At 41.7% G+C, this 18,260-nt stretch carries 16 protein-coding genes and 1 other RNA gene; 1 reads left to right on the forward strand and 16 read right to left on the reverse strand.

What is annotated here, in order from left to right; all coding sequences use genetic code 11:
- Positions 1 to 134 precede the first annotated feature (134 nt).
- The 15 genes from wrbA to FZF09_RS11395 form a co-directional block, all read right to left on the reverse strand.
- Positions 135 to 746 carry an NAD(P)H:quinone oxidoreductase gene (gene wrbA, locus FZF09_RS11325; protein WP_158736902.1) on the reverse strand — a complete coding sequence of 204 codons (612 nt, stop codon included), beginning with the start codon at positions 744 to 746 and terminating at the stop codon, positions 135 to 137.
- 594 nt (positions 747 to 1,340) lie between these two features.
- Positions 1,341 to 1,704, reverse strand: a transfer-messenger RNA (tmRNA) gene (gene ssrA / locus FZF09_RS11330).
- A gap of 81 nt (positions 1,705 to 1,785) precedes the next feature.
- Positions 1,786 to 2,259: an SsrA-binding protein SmpB gene (gene smpB, locus FZF09_RS11335; RefSeq protein WP_158736711.1), complete on the reverse strand. Its 474-nt coding sequence runs from the start codon at positions 2,257 to 2,259 to the stop codon at positions 1,786 to 1,788.
- Between the two features lie 176 nt (positions 2,260 to 2,435).
- On the reverse strand, positions 2,436 to 4,769 hold the full coding sequence (rnr, locus tag FZF09_RS11340; RefSeq protein ID WP_158736712.1) for a ribonuclease R: 2,334 nt from the start codon (positions 4,767 to 4,769) through the stop codon (positions 2,436 to 2,438).
- Positions 4,770 to 4,808: 39 nt separating this feature from the next.
- The gene (locus FZF09_RS11345; protein WP_158736713.1) at positions 4,809 to 5,564 is read right to left on the reverse strand and encodes an alpha/beta hydrolase; all 756 of its coding nucleotides are present in this window, start codon (positions 5,562 to 5,564) and stop codon (positions 4,809 to 4,811) included.
- A gap of 47 nt (positions 5,565 to 5,611) precedes the next feature.
- Positions 5,612 to 6,334 carry an alpha/beta hydrolase gene (locus FZF09_RS11350; protein WP_158736714.1) on the reverse strand — a complete coding sequence of 241 codons (723 nt, stop codon included), beginning with the start codon at positions 6,332 to 6,334 and terminating at the stop codon, positions 5,612 to 5,614.
- 380 nt (positions 6,335 to 6,714) lie between these two features.
- Positions 6,715 to 6,945 (reverse strand): preprotein translocase subunit SecG, encoded by a 231-nt coding sequence (gene secG / locus FZF09_RS11355; RefSeq protein WP_158736715.1) that lies wholly within the window; start codon positions 6,943 to 6,945, stop codon positions 6,715 to 6,717.
- A 251-nt stretch (positions 6,946 to 7,196) separates the two neighbouring features.
- Positions 7,197 to 8,480 (reverse strand): phosphopyruvate hydratase, encoded by a 1,284-nt coding sequence (gene eno / locus FZF09_RS11360; protein ID WP_158736716.1) that lies wholly within the window; start codon positions 8,478 to 8,480, stop codon positions 7,197 to 7,199.
- 18 nt (positions 8,481 to 8,498) lie between these two features.
- A complete protein-coding gene (gpmI, locus tag FZF09_RS11365) occupies positions 8,499 to 10,031 on the reverse strand; it encodes a 2,3-bisphosphoglycerate-independent phosphoglycerate mutase (protein ID WP_158736717.1) in 1,533 nt (510 codons plus the stop codon).
- Positions 10,024 to 10,785, reverse strand: coding sequence for a triose-phosphate isomerase (tpiA, locus tag FZF09_RS11370; protein ID WP_158736718.1), 762 nt, complete (start codon positions 10,783 to 10,785; stop codon positions 10,024 to 10,026). The genes gpmI and tpiA overlap by 8 nt, the downstream gene beginning before the upstream one ends.
- 42 nt (positions 10,786 to 10,827) lie before the next feature.
- Positions 10,828 to 12,012: a phosphoglycerate kinase gene (locus FZF09_RS11375; protein ID WP_158736719.1), complete on the reverse strand. Its 1,185-nt coding sequence runs from the start codon at positions 12,010 to 12,012 to the stop codon at positions 10,828 to 10,830.
- Between the two features lie 171 nt (positions 12,013 to 12,183).
- Positions 12,184 to 13,188: a type I glyceraldehyde-3-phosphate dehydrogenase gene (gene gap, locus FZF09_RS11380; protein ID WP_158736720.1), complete on the reverse strand. Its 1,005-nt coding sequence runs from the start codon at positions 13,186 to 13,188 to the stop codon at positions 12,184 to 12,186.
- Positions 13,189 to 13,304: 116 nt separating this feature from the next.
- Positions 13,305 to 14,324: a sugar-binding transcriptional regulator gene (locus tag FZF09_RS11385; protein WP_158736721.1), complete on the reverse strand. Its 1,020-nt coding sequence runs from the start codon at positions 14,322 to 14,324 to the stop codon at positions 13,305 to 13,307.
- 744 nt (positions 14,325 to 15,068) lie between these two features.
- A complete protein-coding gene (gene rpoN, locus FZF09_RS11390; RefSeq protein ID WP_233269477.1) occupies positions 15,069 to 16,421 on the reverse strand; it encodes an RNA polymerase factor sigma-54 in 1,353 nt (450 codons plus the stop codon).
- Positions 16,422 to 16,525: 104 nt separating this feature from the next.
- Complete coding sequence (locus FZF09_RS11395; protein ID WP_158736722.1) at positions 16,526 to 16,771, reverse strand: amphi-Trp domain-containing protein; 246 nt, start codon at positions 16,769 to 16,771, stop codon at positions 16,526 to 16,528.
- 305 nt (positions 16,772 to 17,076) lie between these two features.
- Here FZF09_RS11395 and clpP point away from each other — a divergent pair, with 305 nt between their 5' ends.
- On the forward strand, positions 17,077 to 17,655 hold the full coding sequence (gene clpP / locus FZF09_RS11400; RefSeq protein ID WP_158736723.1) for an ATP-dependent Clp endopeptidase proteolytic subunit ClpP: 579 nt from the start codon (positions 17,077 to 17,079) through the stop codon (positions 17,653 to 17,655).
- A 326-nt stretch (positions 17,656 to 17,981) separates the two neighbouring features.
- Here clpP and FZF09_RS11405 read toward each other — a convergent pair whose 3' ends face one another.
- On the reverse strand, positions 17,982 to 18,239 hold the full coding sequence (locus FZF09_RS11405) for an HPr family phosphocarrier protein (RefSeq protein WP_158736724.1): 258 nt from the start codon (positions 18,237 to 18,239) through the stop codon (positions 17,982 to 17,984).
- Positions 18,240 to 18,260: the final 21 nt, after the last annotated feature.

Consider the following 18,260-nt stretch of genomic DNA (forward strand, 5'->3'; position numbering starts at 1 on the left):
GTTACTTATTTTCATCCAAATATATCTTTATTTCATTTAAAGATAAATGTATAAAAAATTTTAAGAATATTACTCCAAAGAATGTAAAACATAAAAGGTGGCGAAGTAATCTCCCCCACCTTTCAGATAATCATTTATTGCTGTCCTTGTTTTACCCATGAAGCGATCGTCACCGTACGTTTCGCTTGGTGTTTCACAGCTTCTTGTACATCTTCCTGCATGTTTCCTTCCTGATCGACAGTTACACTGACGCCATATGGGTTTCCGCCTGAAGTAAATTGAACGGCATCTGTGTAACCAGGTGCAGCAATAATCGCACCCCAGTGCATCATTGATGTGTAAAGAGCCTTTACTGTTGCCTCTTGACCACCATGCGGATTGTTTGCTGAAGACATTCCGCTAACTACTTTGTTGACCAGTTTGCCATTAAACCAAAGACCTCCGGTTGTATCAAGGAACTGTTTCATCTGCCCCGGCAGATTACCGAAACGAGTTGGCATGCTGAAAATAATAGCATCTGCCCATTCAAGATCATCATTCGTTACCTCTGGCACATCTTTCGTTGCATCCAAGTGAGCTTTCCAGGCTGGATTGGACTCCACTGCTGCTTGCGGTGCAAGTTCAGGCACTTTTAATACTTTGACTTCCGCACCTGCTGCTTCTGCTCCTTCTTTTGCCCACTGTGCCATTTGATAGTTTGTTCCTGTTGAACTGTAATATATTACTGCTAATTTTACGTTTTCCATCGGTGAATCGCTCCCTTTTTTATCTTTTTTAAAGAAATCAAATATACCCATTGGATGCACCACCACTTCATTTTTCCTACTAATGCCTTCGACAATATGCCCACTTAAAGCAAATGCGCAGTCCTTATTCTTACCGGAATGGGCCAGTAATAAAACTTTTCAAAATAAGGTACCTTTTGCTAATTGAAAATATCCATTCTTTTATTTCCAAACGGACATGTATTTTTTTAATATTTGTTATCTTCCCCGGATTCAATCACCTTTTATTCTCATTTAAAAAGTGAATTTCCCGATAATAATTTCTTCATCTATTTGTTACCATTAGAAACTAACATGGCGGCTAAGAGCGTGCCGCCACCATCTATCATGAAAAAGCAACTTTAACTCTAAAACTGATATTTAACTAATTTGACTGTGCTCTAGAATGTTTGCCTTAATACAAAATTACCGCAAGTCTTTATGACGAAAGTCGTCGTTTTACTTATACGTTGATCCTTTAACAAAGATAAAAACTGCCAGCCTTCAATTGAAAGCTGACAGTTTATACATATCTTATTATCAAAGTGAGAAATAATTAAAAATCCCAATTATGTATGGTGGAGACGGTGGGAATCGAACCCACGTCCAGAGACATCGCCACTTAAGCTTCTACGAGCGTAGTCACTATATTATGATTCGCCGTTGCATTGGCCTAGTGACGGGCCGCTGCAAGGCTAGTCTGATTGGTCTCTTCTGCCGGCCTCAGACGGCGGCCGGACAGCGTAGCCCACTGATTAGTGAGACCCCGGTCACTCCACATGGGCGATGGAGAGCGGGATCCGCAGGTAACTACTTACGCAGCTACTGCGAGGTTTTCGTTAGATTTGCCAGTTATTATTGGCGCAGGCCTTTTACGAGACTGCCTAGCTCGACTCGCTACTTAAGCTCGACCTATCCCTGTCGAAGCCGTGTCGTCCCCATTTGGAATAGGAAGAGAAATATTCTTTTTTCCCTTTGGACATTTTATTATAACACATTCTCTTCCCAATGCAAACATTTTTTATTCGCCTTTCATTTCACGCCGGATTGCGCGCTCCATATCGCGTTTTGCATCTTTTTGTTTCAGTGCTTCACGCTTATCATATTTCTTCTTACCTTTAGCAAGTCCGATCAGCACTTTCGCTACACCGTTTTTAATGTACACTTTGAGCGGAACAATCGAGTAGCCGGCTTGCTGGCTTTTTCCGATCAATTTATTGATTTCTCGGCGGTGAAGCAGTAGTTTTCGTGTCCGCAAAGGATCATGGTTAAACTGATTGCCTTGCTCATAGTGGCTGATATGAGCATTATGCAAAAACAGTTCCCCGTGTTCTATTCTCGCAAAACTATCTTTTATATTAACTCGTCCGGCACGAATTGCCTTAATTTCGGTCCCTTTTAGTACGATTCCCGCTTCATACGTTTCTTCGATAAAATAATCGTGGCGGGCTTTTTTGTTTTGTGCTAGAACTCTTCCTTCCGTTTTTACTGCCATCTCCCGAACACCTTTCTTCCTATGACAGAGAATTCTCTCTGTGCTCTGTGAAAAGTCGCTATCATCCTTTTATAGTAGCAAAAAAAGGGAAACAGCGTCAATACACAGCGACCGTCTCGAGGAGAGAACCGCTTGCTTCCATGTGATTCATAGCAGCAGCCGCTCTCCTCCTATTACTATCTTTTCTTGCTTTTTTTCTTAGGGACATTTTCATAAAAAGGCTTATTCCTGCGATTTTTATTTTTTCCTTTTTGCCGGCCTTTTTTCGCTTTTGATCCATTTTCACTTTGTTTACTTCCTTTTTTACCATTGGAGCGTTTTCCGCCTTCGATTACTTTAGGACGGTCTTTTCTAGTACGTTTTTTAGAGCCTTTCATGCCGACAATTTCAAAGTCGATATCATGCTCTTCTACGTTCACGTTGATTACACGGACCTCTACTTCATCCCCGATTCTGAAAATATTCGCAGTGCGCTCCCCGATTAACGCATACTGTTTTTCATCGAAATGGTAATAGTCATCCGTGAGATAACTAATGTGCACCATGCCTTCGATCGTATTTTCGAGTTCTACGAATAAACCAAAATTGGCAGCTCCGCTTATAAACCCGGTGAATTCTTCTCCAACCTTGTCTTCCATATACTGTGCTTTCTTTAAATCATCTACTTCACGTTCTGCATCTACCGCGCGGCGCTCCATTTCTGAGGAGTGCCGGGTAATGTCAGGAAGCTTTTCCTTCCATTCAGACTGTGTTTTTCCATCCATGTTTTTCTTCACTAAATACTCTCGAATCAATCGATGGACGATTAAATCGGGATAGCGCCGAATGGGAGACGTGAAATGAGTATAAAACTCAGAAGCAAGTCCAAAATGGCCGACGTTTTCTGGATCGTATTTTGCCTGCTGCATGGAGCGAAGCAATACCGTATTAATAACTGCTTCTTCTGACTCGCCTTTTACTTCATCGAGCACTTTTTGCAGAGCGCTTGGATGAACGGTATTGGCGCTTCCTTTCACCACATAGCCGAAGTTCGTAACAAATTCTAAAAACCGTTCCAGCTTTTCAGAATCCGGATCTTCGTGAATCCGGTATACAAATGGCACTTTCATCCAGTGAAAATGCTCAGCAACTGTTTCGTTTGCTGCAAGCATAAATTCCTCAATAAGGCGTTCTGCTACCGAACGATCAAGCAGCACAACGTCGATTGGATTACCTTCTTCATCCACTTTCACGCTTGCTTCTTTAAAGTCAAAATCAATCGCTCCGCGGCTGAAACGTTTCTTTCTTAAAATAGCCGCCAGCTCTTCCATCAGCTCAAAAAACGGAACGAGCTCTTTGTATTTTTCGCGTGTTTCTTCATCTTTTTCTTCTAAAATCAATCGTACATCCGTATACGTCATTCGTTCATTCGTTCGAATGACGCTTTGGAATATATCGTGGTTCACGACTTCCCCTTTTTCGTTAATTTCCATTTCACAAGAAAGGGTCAAACGATCGACCTTTGGATTCAAGCTGCAAATCCCATTCGAAAGACGATGAGGAATCATGGGAATAACTCTATCGACTAAATATACACTGGTGCCTCGTTCAAACGCTTCTTCATCAATCGGTGAACCCTCTTCCACATAATAGCTGACATCGGCGATATGAACACCGAGAAGATAATTGCCATTATCGAGCTTTTTCACTTGAACTGCGTCATCGAGGTCCTTCGCATCGGCTCCATCAATCGTCACAATCGTTTCTTCACGCAAGTCTCTGCGGTTAGCGATTTCTTCAGGATTGATCTGATCTGGCACACTGTGCGCATGATTGATAGCTTCTTCAGGAAAATCGCCTGGAAGCCCGTGTTTATGAATGATGGATAAAATATCAACACCAGGGTCATTTTTGTGCCCGAGGATATTGACCACTTTTCCTTCTGCACTAAAACGCCCTTCTGGATATTTGGTGATTTCAACGACCACTTTATGACCGTCGACTGCACCATTTTCTGCATCCTGCGGTATGAAAATGTCATTGGTAATATGTTTATCATCGACTTCAACAAAACCGTAAGAACGGTTATCCACATAGGTACCAACAATTTTTGAAGTGCCCCGCTCTAAGATGCGGACGATGGCTCCTTCTGGTTTGGATCCTGATGATTTTCGGTGAACGCGGACAAGTACTGTATCTCGATTCATTGCTCCATTTAAATCACCAGCTGGTACAAATACATCGTCTTCGTCTTTATTTTCGGGCAGGATAAAAGCAAAACCGCGTTGATGGCTTTGCACCTTCCCTTTTAATAAATTCATTTTTTCCGGTATTCCGTAACGGTTGCTGCGGGTTCGGACAATGTCTCCTTCTTCCTCCAACTCATTAAGGACCTTCATTAATGCTTTTGTTTCTTCTGAACCATTCATGTCCATTTCTTCTTGTATCTCACTAACAGACATAGGTTTTACTGCTTCTTCTTTCATGTACTGCAATAATTGCTGCCTTTTTTCTTCGTCCAACTTTTTCATCTCCTTTCACTGCTATTCGTCATAGCACTATACTGAATCTTACTTATCTGTTTCCCAATCAAGCTGTTCTAAAAACTGGTAGATATCTTCTTGAAGCTGTTCTCTTTCTTTATCCATCGTAATAACATGACCCGATTCTTCATACCATTTTAATTCTTTCTTATCAGAAGAAATTTCCTCATGAATGATTTCCGCACTTTTTAGCGGAACCATGTCATCCTGCTCTGCTTGGACAACAAACGCAGGAGCATAAATCATGTCAAGCGAGTCACGCACCTCTCCGATCAATTCATTAACAGACGTGAGTGGATCAAGAGGGAGCTGTTTAAATGCTTCCATCTCTTTATCGATTTGTTCATCATCTTTTTTTTCAAGCTGCTTATACTCTTTTGCGTATTGTAAGACTCCCTTATACAAACGTTCTTTGTTGTCTGAAGTGATCATAGGGGCGCACATAGGAACAATTCCCTTTACTTGATAAGTGTAAGCGACTTTTAACGTCATTAAACCACCTAAAGACAATCCTGCAACGGCGATTTCTTCATAACCGTCATTTTTCAGCTTTTGCCAGGCTCTTTCGACATCCTGCCACCAATCAAAATGCTCCGTTTCCATCAATTCTTCCGGAGGAACGCCATGACCTTGATAAATAGGAGCGTGACACGTATATCCTCTTTGTTGTAAATAACGCCCTAACATGCGTACATCTGCGGATGAGCCGGTAAATGCATGCAATAACAATACAGCACGTTTTCCACCTTCAAATGTAAATGGTTTTGGCGGTACAATTTTCATGATACACTTTCCCCTTTCTCTCTCTTCCTATCCATTTTTATTATTTTTCAATCCGCACTTTTCCATACTACTTGCTGTCCAGGTGATGCAGAAAGTAAAAATGTCTCGACGTCTTTTATTACTTGCGCGTTGTTTTCGCCATGACAGAGAAAATGTTTGGATTGTTCATAAAAGTGAAGCTGTTTCACGGGTGTCTTGATTTTTTCATGTAAAAATTCGGCGCTTCTTCTAGGCACCAAACCATCCTGTACTCCTTGCCCGATAAATACAGGCACGTTGATGTCTTTTAAAAACGGTGTTACTGCTTTAACGGCTTTTCGGAATTCTACCACTGCCTGGATTGGTGTGTGAATTTTGTCATTAAAAATCGGATACCATGGATGCTTTTTCATTTGTCCTTTCACGCCTGTTTCAATCATCACACCCATATCTTTGACGAGCTGGCCAGCTCCAATGTATTGAGCCGCAGCACTTAATAATACTACCCTTGATACAGGGTAGCGAGCAGCTATGTAACTCGCGAGCATCCCGCCCATTGAAAAACCAATAACAAAGACTTTTTCGCAATGTAAAAATAATTCTTTTGCTGCAAGATCAGCTTTATAAATCCATGCTTTATAAGAAGCTTCCTTTAAATTTTCATGTTGATCATGGCCTGGCAGCACCGGCGTATACACTAGCCACTTATACTCTTGTCTCAGCCGCTCTGCCAATGGCTCTAATTCCCAGGGTGATCCTGTAAAACCGTGTAAACATAAACAACCAATCATAGGTCTCCCCTGCTCTTTCTTCACTGCCTTTTTATGTCAGTGTTTTTTATCCTTTACCAATATAACCCAAATACTTGAAAAGAAGCCCAAAAATAATCATATCAAAATGAATGTTAAATTGCTCCTTTTTTATACTTTAGTAAAGTTTAACTTTGTTAAGGGAACAAAGTATAAGAAAAACTAGGTTTGCGCCATAAGAACTCGGCGGCAAGCCTGGGAGAAGATGAGACAAACTTTCTCTTGGACTTTATTCAAAGCTTCCCCAGACAGCTGCAATTAAACGCAGCTCAACCATCACAAAAGAAAAAATGTAATTTTTAGACAAACAAAAAAGCAGCAAGATTATATCCCGCTGCTGTTTCTGCTAGTATATTTTCAGCTTATAAAAAGTAAGCAAGCAGTAACGTGAGAATAAAAAAGATCACTGCAAGTACTACTGTTGCTCGGCTAAGAAATGCCTCAACACCACGTGCTTTTTGTTTCCCCATTAATTGCTCGGCTCCGCCGGAAATAGCACCGGACAACCCAGCGCTGCGCCCGGACTGTAATAACACGACAGTAATTAAAGCTACCGAGACAATAATTAACAAGACATACAGCAAGGTTTCCAAACATTACACCTCCACGACCGTTTCACATATTGTAAATCTAACACACCCCATACAAATTGGCAATAAGAAAAGAGAGGCACCTGCGTAATGAAATAGGAAAAAATATAGGTATATCTAATCCAGGCTTTTTTTAGGTCTATAGCACTTAGAGTCTCTATCGCAAAAATCCGCAGCGTACTCTTCTTGTAGAGAACGCTGCGGTCTTTATTTCGCTGTGTTAACTCATTTGGCTATAAACCGAAGTTTTTTTATTATTTATTTACATTATAAAAAGCTTGTTTTCCTGGATAAACAGAAGTACTTCCAAGTTCATCAGCTATACGAATAAGCTGATTATACTTTGCTACGCGGTCTGTACGCGATGGTGCACCTGTTTTAATCTGACCGGCGTTAACTGCTACAGCAATGTCTGCAATGGTTGCATCTTCCGTCTCGCCGGAGCGGTGGGAAATAACTGCTGTGTAGCCAGCCCGTTTTGCCATTTCAATTGCATCGAAGGTTTCTGTCAACGTACCGATTTGGTTCACTTTGACGAGAATAGAATTTCCAACGCCTTGTTCAATTCCTTGAGAAAGTTTGTTGGTGTTTGTCACAAAAAGGTCATCCCCTACGAGCTGAACTTTATCACCAATTGTTTCGGTCAGCTTCTTCCAACCTTCCCAATCGTTTTCATCTAAACCATCTTCAATAGAAATGATTGGGTATTTTTCACAAAGGTCTTTATAGAAATCAATCATTTCGTCAGCTGTTTTTACAACTCCTTCGCCTTTAAGGTTGTATTTACCGTCTTCATATACTTCAGAAGAAGCGGCGTCCATAGCGAGCTGTACTTCTTCTCCAGGCTTGTAGCCTGCTTTTTCAATAGCTTCCACGATGGTTTGAAGTGCTTCTTCATTGGAGCCAAGGTTTGGAGCAAAACCGCCTTCATCGCCTACTGCAGTGTTGTAACCTTTGTCCTTTAATACCTTTTTAAGGTTATGGAAAATCTCGGCACCGATGCGGATAGCTTGCGGGAAGTCTTCTGCTCCTACCGGCATAATCATAAATTCTTGAATGTCTACATTGTTATCCGCATGCTCTCCACCATTTAAAATGTTCATCATTGGAACAGGAAGCGTTTTTGCATTGAAGCCGCCTAAATACTCATACAGCGGTACACCAAGATCATTTGCTGCTGCGTGCGCTGCTGCCATAGAAACACCTAAAATTGCATTGGCGCCCAGCTTTTCTTTATTATCTGTGCCATCAAGGTCAAGAAGCAGCTCATCGATTCCTGTTTGATCTGTTACATCCATCCCAACTACTTCTGGAGCAATATCTTCATTAACGTGATCAACAGCCTTCAAAACACCTTTCCCCATAAAACGATCGCCGCCATCACGAAGTTCTACTGCTTCGTATTCACCTGTTGAAGCACCACTTGGCACGAGAGCACGTCCGAAAGCTCCTGTTTCTGTAAACACTTCCACTTCCACTGTTGGATTACCGCGAGAATCTAGAACTTCACGTGCATAAATATCTGTAATCATACTCATAAGTAATAAGCTCCTTTTCTATTTAATTAATGTTTTTCCTGTCATTTCAGCTGGTTTATTAATTTGAAGAAGATCCACTGCTGTTGGTGAAAGATCAGCAAGAATACCGCCTTCACGGAGAGCTGCTCCCTCTTTTGTCACGATAACGGGAACCGGGTTCGTCGTATGTGCTGTCATCGGTTCATCTTCCACCGTAACGACCTCGTCTGCATTACCGTGATCGGCTGTAATAATGGCATGTCCGCCTTTTTCATGGAGAGTGTCCACCACTTTTCCTAAACATGCATCTACTGCTTCAACCGCTTGAATCGTTGCGTCGAGTTTTCCGGAATGACCCACCATATCTGGGTTAGCAAAATTTAAAACAATAAAATCATGATTTTCTGCTTCCATTTCTTTGACCAGAGCATCGGTTACTTCGTAAGCACTCATTTCCGGCTGTAAATCATAGGTAGCTACTTTTGGAGAATCAATCAATATCCGTTGTTCTCCTTCAAATTCGTGTTCCTGTCCACCGCTGAAGAAAAATGTCACATGGGGATATTTCTCCGTTTCTGCTATTCGAAGCTGTTTAAGGCCAGCTTTCGAAACCGTCTCTCCCATTGTGTTTACTAAATTCTGCGGCGGGTAAGCAACTTCTGCCTGCACCGTATCACTGTACGCTGTCATTGTTACGTAATGAAGGTTTTCAGGAAAACGATCTCCTACTTCAAAACCGTTGAATTCCTTATTCGTAAAAACTTCAGAAAGCTGGATAGCACGGTCCGGCCGGAAATTAAAAAATACGACTGCATCATTATCTTTAATTGTCGCAACCGGTTCGCCCTCTTCGTCCTTTAACACAGCAGGAACTAAAAACTCATCCCACACTTCTTCGTTATACGAATGCTCAATCGCTTCTTCTGGACTGTTAAATGAGGGACCTTCTCCATAAACCATCGCCCGGTATGATTTTTCTAACCGTTCCCAGCGGCGGTCGCGGTCCATCGAATAATAACGTCCATGTAAAGTCGCAAGACGACCTGTACCGCTTTCGTTCATTTTATTTTCCAATTCTTCAATGTACGTTTTCGCAGTAGTAGGACCTACATCTCTTCCATCTAAAAAGGCATGCACATACACTTTCTCAATTCCTTTTTCTTTCGCTAAATCAAGCAATGCAAATAAATGCTTAATATGACTGTGTACGCCTCCATCGGAAAGAAGTCCATAAATATGCAGGCTGCTGTCATTTTCCTTTGCGTGTTCACACGCTCCGGCTAGTGCTTTATTTTCTCGGAAGGTTCCTTCTTCAATTCCTTTATTAATGCGCGTCAAGCTTTGATAGACGACGCGTCCGGCACCAATGTTTAAATGGCCTACTTCTGAATTTCCCATTTGTCCTTCTGGAAGTCCGACCGCTTCTCCGCATGCTTGCAGCGTTGTGTGGGGATATTTTTCCCAGTAACGGTCGAAATTGGGGGTGTTAGCTTGTGTAACGGCATTTCCCTTTTGTTCTTCTCGAAGTGCGTAGCCGTCTAGAATAATTAACGCGACAGGCGACTTACTCATTTTTCCCAGCCTCCGCTAGCTGCACAAAAGCATCCGGTTTCAAGCTCGCTCCGCCGACAAGCGCACCGTCAATATGTTCTTGAGCCATGTATCCATCAATATTTTCAGGCTTTACACTGCCGCCGTATTGAATACGAACTGCATCAGCGGTTTGTTCATCATACAGTTCTGCTAACACTTTACGTACCGTACCACAAGTTTCATTTGCATCTTCGGCTGAAGAAGACTTACCCGTTCCAATTGCCCAAATTGGCTCATAAGCCACGACAACTTGCTTAGCCTGCTCAGCACTTAATCCTTGAAATCCTTTTTCAACCTGCGTACGAACGACTTGTTCTGTTTTATTGCTTTCTCTTTCTTCTAAGGTTTCACCGCAGCACATAATTGGCGTAATGCCATGAGTAAATGCAGCATGAAGCTTTTGGTTGACGGTCTCGTCTGTTTCATTGAACATTTCCCGACGCTCCGAATGACCGATAATAGCGTACTTAATGCCCAAGTCTGCAAGAGCAGCTGGACTGATTTCTCCGGTAAAGGCACCGTTTTCTTCAAAGTGCATCGTTTGAGCACCAACTTCTACGTCGCTGCCTTCTGCTTTGTCGTTCATTTCTTTTAAAAATAAAGCAGGAGCACAAACGACTGTTTCTACTTCGCTTTTTGCGGGAGTATTTCCTTTAATTTCTTCCATAAAAGAAACTGCTTCGCTATGTGTTTTATTCATTTTCCAGTTCCCTGCAATAATTGGTTTTCTCATAACAATTCCCACCTCAACCTTTTATATGCTTAGATACTAATCTTACTTATCATCTAATGCGGCAACACCGGGAAGAACTTTTCCTTCCATAAATTCAAGAGAAGCACCGCCGCCTGTAGAAATATGGCTCATTTGTTCAGCAAAGCCGAATTTTTCAACAGCTGCAGCAGAATCTCCTCCGCCTATAACAGAATATGTTTCAGAAGCATTAGCAAGTGCTTCTCCAATAGCTTTCGTACCGTTAGCAAAAGCATCGAGCTCAAATACACCCATTGGTCCGTTCCAAATAACTAGTTTAGACGCATTAATAACATCTTTATATGCATCCATTGTTTTTGGCCCAATATCAAGTGCCTCCCAATCGGCTGGGATGTTATCAATATTTACAATTTTAGTATTGGCGTCATTCCCAAAGTCATCGGCCACTTTAACATCAAGCGGCATGTAAAAATTAACACCCTTGTCTTCCGCTTTTTTCATAAAATCTTTAGCCAAATCTATTTTGTCTTCTTCTAAAAGGGATTTTCCTATTTCATATCCTTTTGCTTTTACAAACGTATACGCTAGTCCGCCGCCGATAATCAAGTTATCTACTTTATCAAGCAGGTTATCAATAACACCAATCTTATCTTTCACTTTAGCTCCGCCTACGATAGCGGTGAAGGGACGTTCTGGGTCGGATATAGCATTCCCTAATACTTCAAGCTCTTTTTCCATCAGCAATCCGGCAGCGGATGGAAGATGGCGGGCCACCCCTTCTGTGGAAGCATGGGCACGGTGAGCGGCACCAAACGCATCGTTAACATAAAAGTCTGCCAGGGAAGCGATATTTTCAGATAATTGTGCGTCGTTTTTTTCTTCTCCTGGTTCAAAGCGAAGGTTCTCGAGCAATACTACTTCCCCTTCTGCTAAGTGTGCAGCTTCATGTTTTGCTTCTTCTCCAAATACTTCATCTACTTTTTTGACGTCTTTATGGAGGAGCTCCCCAAGACGAACAGCTACAGGTCCTAGTCGAAGTTCATCCGATACTTCTCCTTTTGGCCGGCCTAGGTGGCTTCCAAGAATGATTTTAGCTCCTTGTTCCATTAAATACTCGATTGTAGGAAGGGCTGCACGAATTCGAGTGTCGTCTGTTACTTTTCCTTCACTCATAGGAACGTTAAAATCAACCCGGCAAAATACAGTTTTCCCGTTCAAGTCAACGTCGCGAATAGACTTTTTATTCATTAGGATGAACCTCCCTTTTCTTTTCCAATACCTCGTTATCCTTTTTAGCAGCACAATATTTCAAGGCTTTTTCTAAACACGAAGCACATGCATCCGTTGTTTCATTAAAAAGGGGAGTAAGAAATATTACTTCCTTCTCCCCCTGTATTTGTCATCCCCAGTTTTGGTTTCTTATTGTTGTTTTGCCATATATGCCGCAAGGTCAACAACACGATTAGAATATCCAAACTCGTTGTCATACCAGGAAATAACTTTAACCATATTGTCTTCCATTACCATTGTAGAAAGGGCATCAATAGTGGAAGAGTTAGCATTGCCGTTGTAGTCGCCGGAAACGAGAGGTTCTTCGCTGTAACCAAGAACGCCTTTCAATTCGCCTTCCGCCGCTTCTTTTAACGCATTGTTTACATCATCAACGGTTACATTTTCTTCAAGCTCAGCAACAAGGTCTACAAGTGAAACGTTAGGAGTCGGCACGCGCATTGCTCCGCCGTTCAATTTACCTTCAAGCTCAGGAAGTACAAGTGCTACTGCTTTTGCTGCTCCTGTAGAGGTTGGAATAATATTTTCTGCGGCAGCACGGGCACGGCGATAGTCTTTATGCGGCAGGTCAAGAATCTGCTGGTCATTAGTATAGGAGTGTACGGTAGTCATCATTCCGCGTTTTAAGCCAAATTTGTCGTTCAATACTTTGGCATAAGGAGCGAGGCAGTTTGTCGTACAAGATGCATTAGAAACAACATCGTGCTTAGATGGATCATACGTATTTTCGTTAACGCCCATAACAAATGTTGCATCTACTTCTTTACCTGGTGCAGAAATAATAACTTTCTTCGCTCCAGCTTCCAAGTGTTTTGCAGCATCGCTACGCTCTACAAAACGGCCGGTAGATTCAATGACGAGTTCAACACCAGCATCTCCCCAGCCAATATCAGCAGGATTTCTTTCAGCTGTTACACGAATTTCTTTACCGCCGATAACTAAGTTCTCGCCGTTAACAGAAACTTCCTCTTCAAGTTTGCCATGTACAGAATCATACTTCAACAGGTGAGCCAGCATTTCAGCATCTGTTAAGTCGTTAATAGCTACAACTTCTACATCATCATTTTTCAAAGCTGCACGGAATACGACACGACCGATTCTTCCAAATCCATTAATACCAATTTTTGTTGCCATCACAAAATTCCTCCTAATTATAAAATACTGCTTTTATTTATTCCGGCAGAGGTGCCTTTCTTTTAGAGAACGGCCTCTACTGCAGGGTCTAGCTTAATTTTTCATCCAGGGCATTGTTACAAGTCCAATATGGCTTGGGCCGCCCCTTCATCTGTAATGAGAACATCGCTTGGCCGATGCTTCATGTAAGCGGTAATGGCTTCAGCTTTGGAAGCCCCTCCAGCAACAGTTATTACGATTTGCTCATTAGTAAGATCATCAAGCTGAAGACCAACTGTATTTTCTTTATGAACAATTCGGCCTGCTCGATCAAAATAGTAGCCAAACGCTTCAGCTGCCGCTTCTTTATCTTTTAGCGACCCTAACGTTTCTGCTTTTGTTTTGCGTCTTGCCGCCATTGTTTCTGCTTCCCCGACACCGTGGACGACCATTTTGGCGTGGCGGATGATAGAGAGCAGTTCCTTAATTCCTGGTTCTAAAATTAATGACTCTCTTGTTTCATCACTCAATTGATCTGGTACATGTAATAATCTGTACTTCCCATGAGCTTTCTGCGCCATTGTAGAACTAATCGTATTGGATTGAATTTCCACTTTTTCACCAAGACCGCCTCTAGCAGGGACAAAAGATACTTCGTCTAAGTTCGAATCTGGTGACATCATTTCAGCTACAGCAGCTAGCGTTGTTCCTCCTGCAACCGCAACAATATCTTTAGGAGCAAGCTTTTCTTTCATTTGTTGAACGCACGCTCTCCCCATTTCTTTTTTTACCCATGAATAACGATCACTATTCCCGGATACAATAATTGCTTGATTGACATGAAGCGTTCGGGCAAGACGTTCTTCCATGTCTTGCAGCCCTGAAACAGATTTCATCACTTCTTCAAGCCCTTCAAGAAGATCTTCTCCTTCTTCGGTTAACGTCATTCCGCCGCTTCCTATATGAACAAGGCCTTGTTCTTTTAAAAACATAACTTCACTGCGCAAAATACGTTCAGAAACATCGAGGCTGGCAGCGAGAGTACGTCTGCCGACAGGCTGCTTTAAACGAAGGTATTGTAAAATCTGATAACGCTTTTCCATCACTTCAAGAACGTCCGGCTGTAATTTTTTTTGTAGCTCAATCAAGTTCCTCATATGTAACCATCACCAGATTTTCTTTAGTGGACATTTTTTGTCCCACTGAGACATTTTACGTCCCACTTACGGTATAAAAAAAGAATTATTTCTTTTTTCTGTTTTATCATATCAATAAATGATGAGTTTAGCAATAATCTGTTTATAATTATTCCCCCTGCCCTTATCTTTTAAACATGACCGAAAAAACATTTTTATACTTGAATCAATTTCATAATTCAGTTCTTGAATATCATATACGAATATTCTATGAATTCAATTCACTTATCATTCGATTTTCGCTACAGGCGGACGCTTTCACCCTCGGGGCACAAGTGCGACATCTACTCCAACTCACTTTGTTCGTTCTCGTAGTGTCTTCTTTGCCGCGGGCTTGGCCTCAGCCTCCTCGGCAGCAAGCTGCCTGCGGGGTCTTCACCTCAATCTTTTCCCGCAGAAGTCGCCGCCTTTCGCTGCAATCGATGGAGTGTTCGCTTTTCATAAATAAAAAGGTACTTATGAAATTGATTCACTTTGGGGAAATTTAAAGTTGTTAAAGGATCGAAGTCTAAGTAAAACTATGTCTTCCGCCATTGCTCGGCGGCAAGTCAAGTTTTTCTAATATTTCCAATGAATGCTCGCAAAAGCAGCTTAAAAACGCTGCTTCCTGTAACAACGGATGTCTATACCTTGAACAGCAGAACACACAAAAAACGCCGGCCGTAACATACATTATTTAACGACCGCCGTTTTTACTTAAGGGCTTTAATATCGTTTACGTTTAGAAGAAGAAGGAATGTTAAGCTCTCTTCTATACTTTGCGATAGCCCTGCGTGATATAGAAATGTCATGTTCTTCTTTTATATATTCTGCTATTTTTTGATCAGATAAAGGTTTTTGTTTATTTTCATGAGCTATTAAGTCTTTTATCATCGACTTTATAACAAACGTAGAAGTTTGTTCTCCAGTACTGTTATTCATTCCTGCACTGAAAAAGTATTTTAACTCAAATAAACCGTGCGGTGTCTGTACGTATTTTTGATTTGTTGTTCTTGAAACGGTGGATTCGTGTACGTCCGCTGCTTCTGCTACATCTTTTAATGTGAGCGGCTTAATTGCTGAAGGCCCTTTTTGAAAGAAATCATGCTGAAAGTGAACGATCGCTTCGGTTATATTTCGTATCGTTTGCTGGCGCTGATCAATGCTTTTTAACAGCCATACGAGCTGTTTATATTTTTTCTTTGCGTATTCCGTCGCTTCTCCTTCTTCCTTAGTTTCTAGAAGGTGGCGGTACTGGCGGTTCATTCGAATTTTGGGGAGCCCGTCATTATTTAAGCGAACAACGAAACGATCTCCGTCCCGTTCTACATACACATCAGGATATAAATGTCCGGGATGATCTCCTCCGCCAAAACTTGAGCCTGGGTATGGATCAAGCTTCTGTACATCATCGTACACCTGTTGGATCTCTTCTAAAGAAGTGTCAAGACTTTTTGCAATTTGTTTCCACTTCCTAGAAGCTAAATCTTCAAGGTGATCTCTAATCAGCATTTCAGCAAAATGATTTCTTGGAGACTGCCTCTCTAGCTGGAGCAATAAACATTCTTTTAATGACCGGGCTCCAATCCCTGCAGGCTCTAGGCTTTGCAGCTTTGAGACATATGCTTCATAGTATTCTTCGGTAATAGGAAACAATGCGGCGGTTTCGTCATAGGTTCCTTCTAGATATCCACTGTCACTGACATTTCTCGCCATATGTGTTAATACCCGTTTATCATCTTCTGAACCTGGCAAAAATCGAATTTGTTGAATTAAATAGTCTGAAATCCTTTCTCTGTCATCTTTGATTCGATCAAAAGGTGAAGATTGCTCTTCTTCTTTTTCTTGTACCTCGGAAGGCTCGTCATGCCACATGACAGGCATATTATAAACAGGTTCATCTTTTAAGCCAGTATTTTGCTCTTCTATTTCCATCATTGGGTTTTCAAGCGCTTGCTCTTCTAAAAATTCCGACAGTTCCAAGGCTGAAAATTGCAATAAGGAGATGGCCTGGCGTAATTCTTGTGTCATGACGAGCTTCATCGTTTGCTGTTGATACAATCCCATTTCTAGATTCACGCCGCTTCCCCCTCTCTTTTGTAAGCGTTTACTACATATATTATACCATATGTGAAAGAGCACGTACTTTTTCCTACTACATTTATATAAGAGTAGAAAAAATTTTAATCATGCCATTCCAAGTAAAATCCAGTTTTATGGTTTTTTCCTTTTTTTACATACTCCAATAGCATATTAACTTCCCGAGAAGGTGAGATCGTAATTTGGTGGTTTTCATTTTTTTCTGTAAATTTCCCTTGTGTTCGTAACGCTGATGCGATCTCTTCTAATTTGGCTGCCGCTTCTTCTAAAGATGTTTTTTCTTCTTTTTCAAACCGCTTATCTTCTCCGAGACGATCCTGGCCAAACATAATACCTGCCTCCTCTATTTATAGAGTCTTCCTTCTATTATATCTTACTTTTGTTATTAATGAAAAAAGGAGTTTGGTTTGAAACACAGAAAAAAAGGATAAGATACATGCAGGGTTTATCGGATAGCTTATCGAATTACAGGACAAGAACAGTTTCATAGGAACACACTGATCTTTTCTGTATAATATGGATCAGCAGAGATAATTAACTGCTTTTCATTTGATCATTATTGACCATTAAGTTATGATGGAATCAACAGCAAAGATAAGCGCTGGATTCACTATATGATAGGAGGATGTATAACATGAATCTAATACCTACAGTAATTGAACAGACAAACCGCGGGGAACGTGCCTATGACATTTATTCCCGCCTTTTAAAAGACCGCATTATCATGCTGGGTTCAGGCATTGACGATAATATTGCCAATTCCGTTGTGGCACAGCTTCTTTTCCTGGCTGCTGATGATCCTGAAAAAGACATATCATTGTACATTAACAGTCCTGGCGGCTCCATTACTGCCGGTATGGCTATTTACGATACGATGCAGCATATCAAACCACAAGTATCTACGATTTGTGTAGGAATGGCAGCTTCTATGGGTTCATTCTTACTTACAGCAGGAGAACCTGGGAAACGTTTTGCCCTTCCAAATAGTGAAGTCATGATTCACCAGCCGCTTGGCGGAACCCAGGGGCAGGCTTCTGATATTGAAATTCATGCCCGCCGTATTATAGAAATGCGCGAAAAGCTGAACAAAATTCTTTCAGAACGTACAGGTCAGCCGATGGAAGTTATTGAAAGAGATACAGACCGCGACAACTTCATGTCCGCTGAAGAAGCTAAAAAATACGGCATGATTGACGAAGTTCTTTATAAGTAAGAATAGCGTAAGCGCCTTAAAAGAAGGAAGTTCGGCTACGAGCGTCACGTCCTGTGACAACGCCGAACTGACTCCCATCCTGGGAGCCCGCGACAGATTCTGGAGCTTTCGCGCAGGGCCGCCTGCGGCCCGGAGTCGAAAGGGAAGACATAAGACGTTCAGCTAAAACCGTCACGTCCTGTGACAACGCTGAACTGACCCACATCGTGTGCGCCTGAGCGGCTGGGCGCTGAAGCTAGACATCAAAACGCCAACTATTTATAATTTCTTACCTTTTAAAAAACAGAAAAAGCTCCGGTCCTACACAAAAGGAACCGGAGCTTTTCTTATTCTTCTTTTTCTACATAGTCCGTTAAAGCCTGCATAGCCTCTTCTTCATCCGTACCTTCCGTTATAATCTGCAGCGTTCCGCCGTTGCGAACAGCCAGACTCATAACTCCCATGATACTTTTTGCATTTACTTTTTTATCGTCTTTTTGAAGATGAATATTTGACTGGAAACGGTTTGCTTCCTGTACGAATAATGCTGCTGGCCTTGCTTGTAACCCTGTTTTTAATTTTACTTCAACTGTGTTTTCTATCACTCACATCTCCTCCATTTAAGT

It is taken from the genome of Alteribacillus sp. YIM 98480 (genome assembly GCF_009765375.1).
Classification (GTDB): domain Bacteria; phylum Bacillota; class Bacilli; order Bacillales; family Marinococcaceae; genus Alteribacillus.

Excerpts from the sequence above, each read along its gene's own strand:
- wrbA (WP_158736902.1), bottom strand. The coding sequence starts at position 746 with ATGGAAAACGTAAAATTAGCAGTAATATATTACAGTTCAACAGGAACA.
- clpP (WP_158736723.1), top strand. The coding sequence starts at position 17,077 with ATGAATCTAATACCTACAGTAATTGAACAGACAAACCGCGGGGAACGT.
- FZF09_RS11345 (WP_158736713.1), bottom strand. The coding sequence starts at position 5,564 with ATGAAAATTGTACCGCCAAAACCATTTACATTTGAAGGTGGAAAACGT.
- gap (WP_158736720.1), bottom strand. The coding sequence starts at position 13,188 with ATGGCAACAAAAATTGGTATTAATGGATTTGGAAGAATCGGTCGTGTC.
- tpiA (WP_158736718.1), bottom strand. The coding sequence starts at position 10,785 with ATGAGAAAACCAATTATTGCAGGGAACTGGAAAATGAATAAAACACAT.
- eno (WP_158736716.1), bottom strand. The coding sequence starts at position 8,480 with ATGAGTATGATTACAGATATTTATGCACGTGAAGTTCTAGATTCTCGC.
- rnr (WP_158736712.1), bottom strand. The coding sequence starts at position 4,769 with ATGAAAAAGTTGGACGAAGAAAAAAGGCAGCAATTATTGCAGTACATG.
- FZF09_RS11395 (WP_158736722.1), bottom strand. The coding sequence starts at position 16,771 with ATGTTTGGCCAGGATCGTCTCGGAGAAGATAAGCGGTTTGAAAAAGAA.
- smpB (WP_158736711.1), bottom strand. The coding sequence starts at position 2,259 with ATGGCAGTAAAAACGGAAGGAAGAGTTCTAGCACAAAACAAAAAAGCC.
- FZF09_RS11375 (WP_158736719.1), bottom strand. The coding sequence starts at position 12,012 with ATGAATAAAAAGTCTATTCGCGACGTTGACTTGAACGGGAAAACTGTA.
- FZF09_RS11350 (WP_158736714.1), bottom strand. The coding sequence starts at position 6,334 with ATGATTGGTTGTTTATGTTTACACGGTTTTACAGGATCACCCTGGGAA.
- FZF09_RS11385 (WP_158736721.1), bottom strand. The coding sequence starts at position 14,324 with ATGAGGAACTTGATTGAGCTACAAAAAAAATTACAGCCGGACGTTCTT.
- gpmI (WP_158736717.1), bottom strand. The coding sequence starts at position 10,031 with ATGAGTAAGTCGCCTGTCGCGTTAATTATTCTAGACGGCTACGCACTT.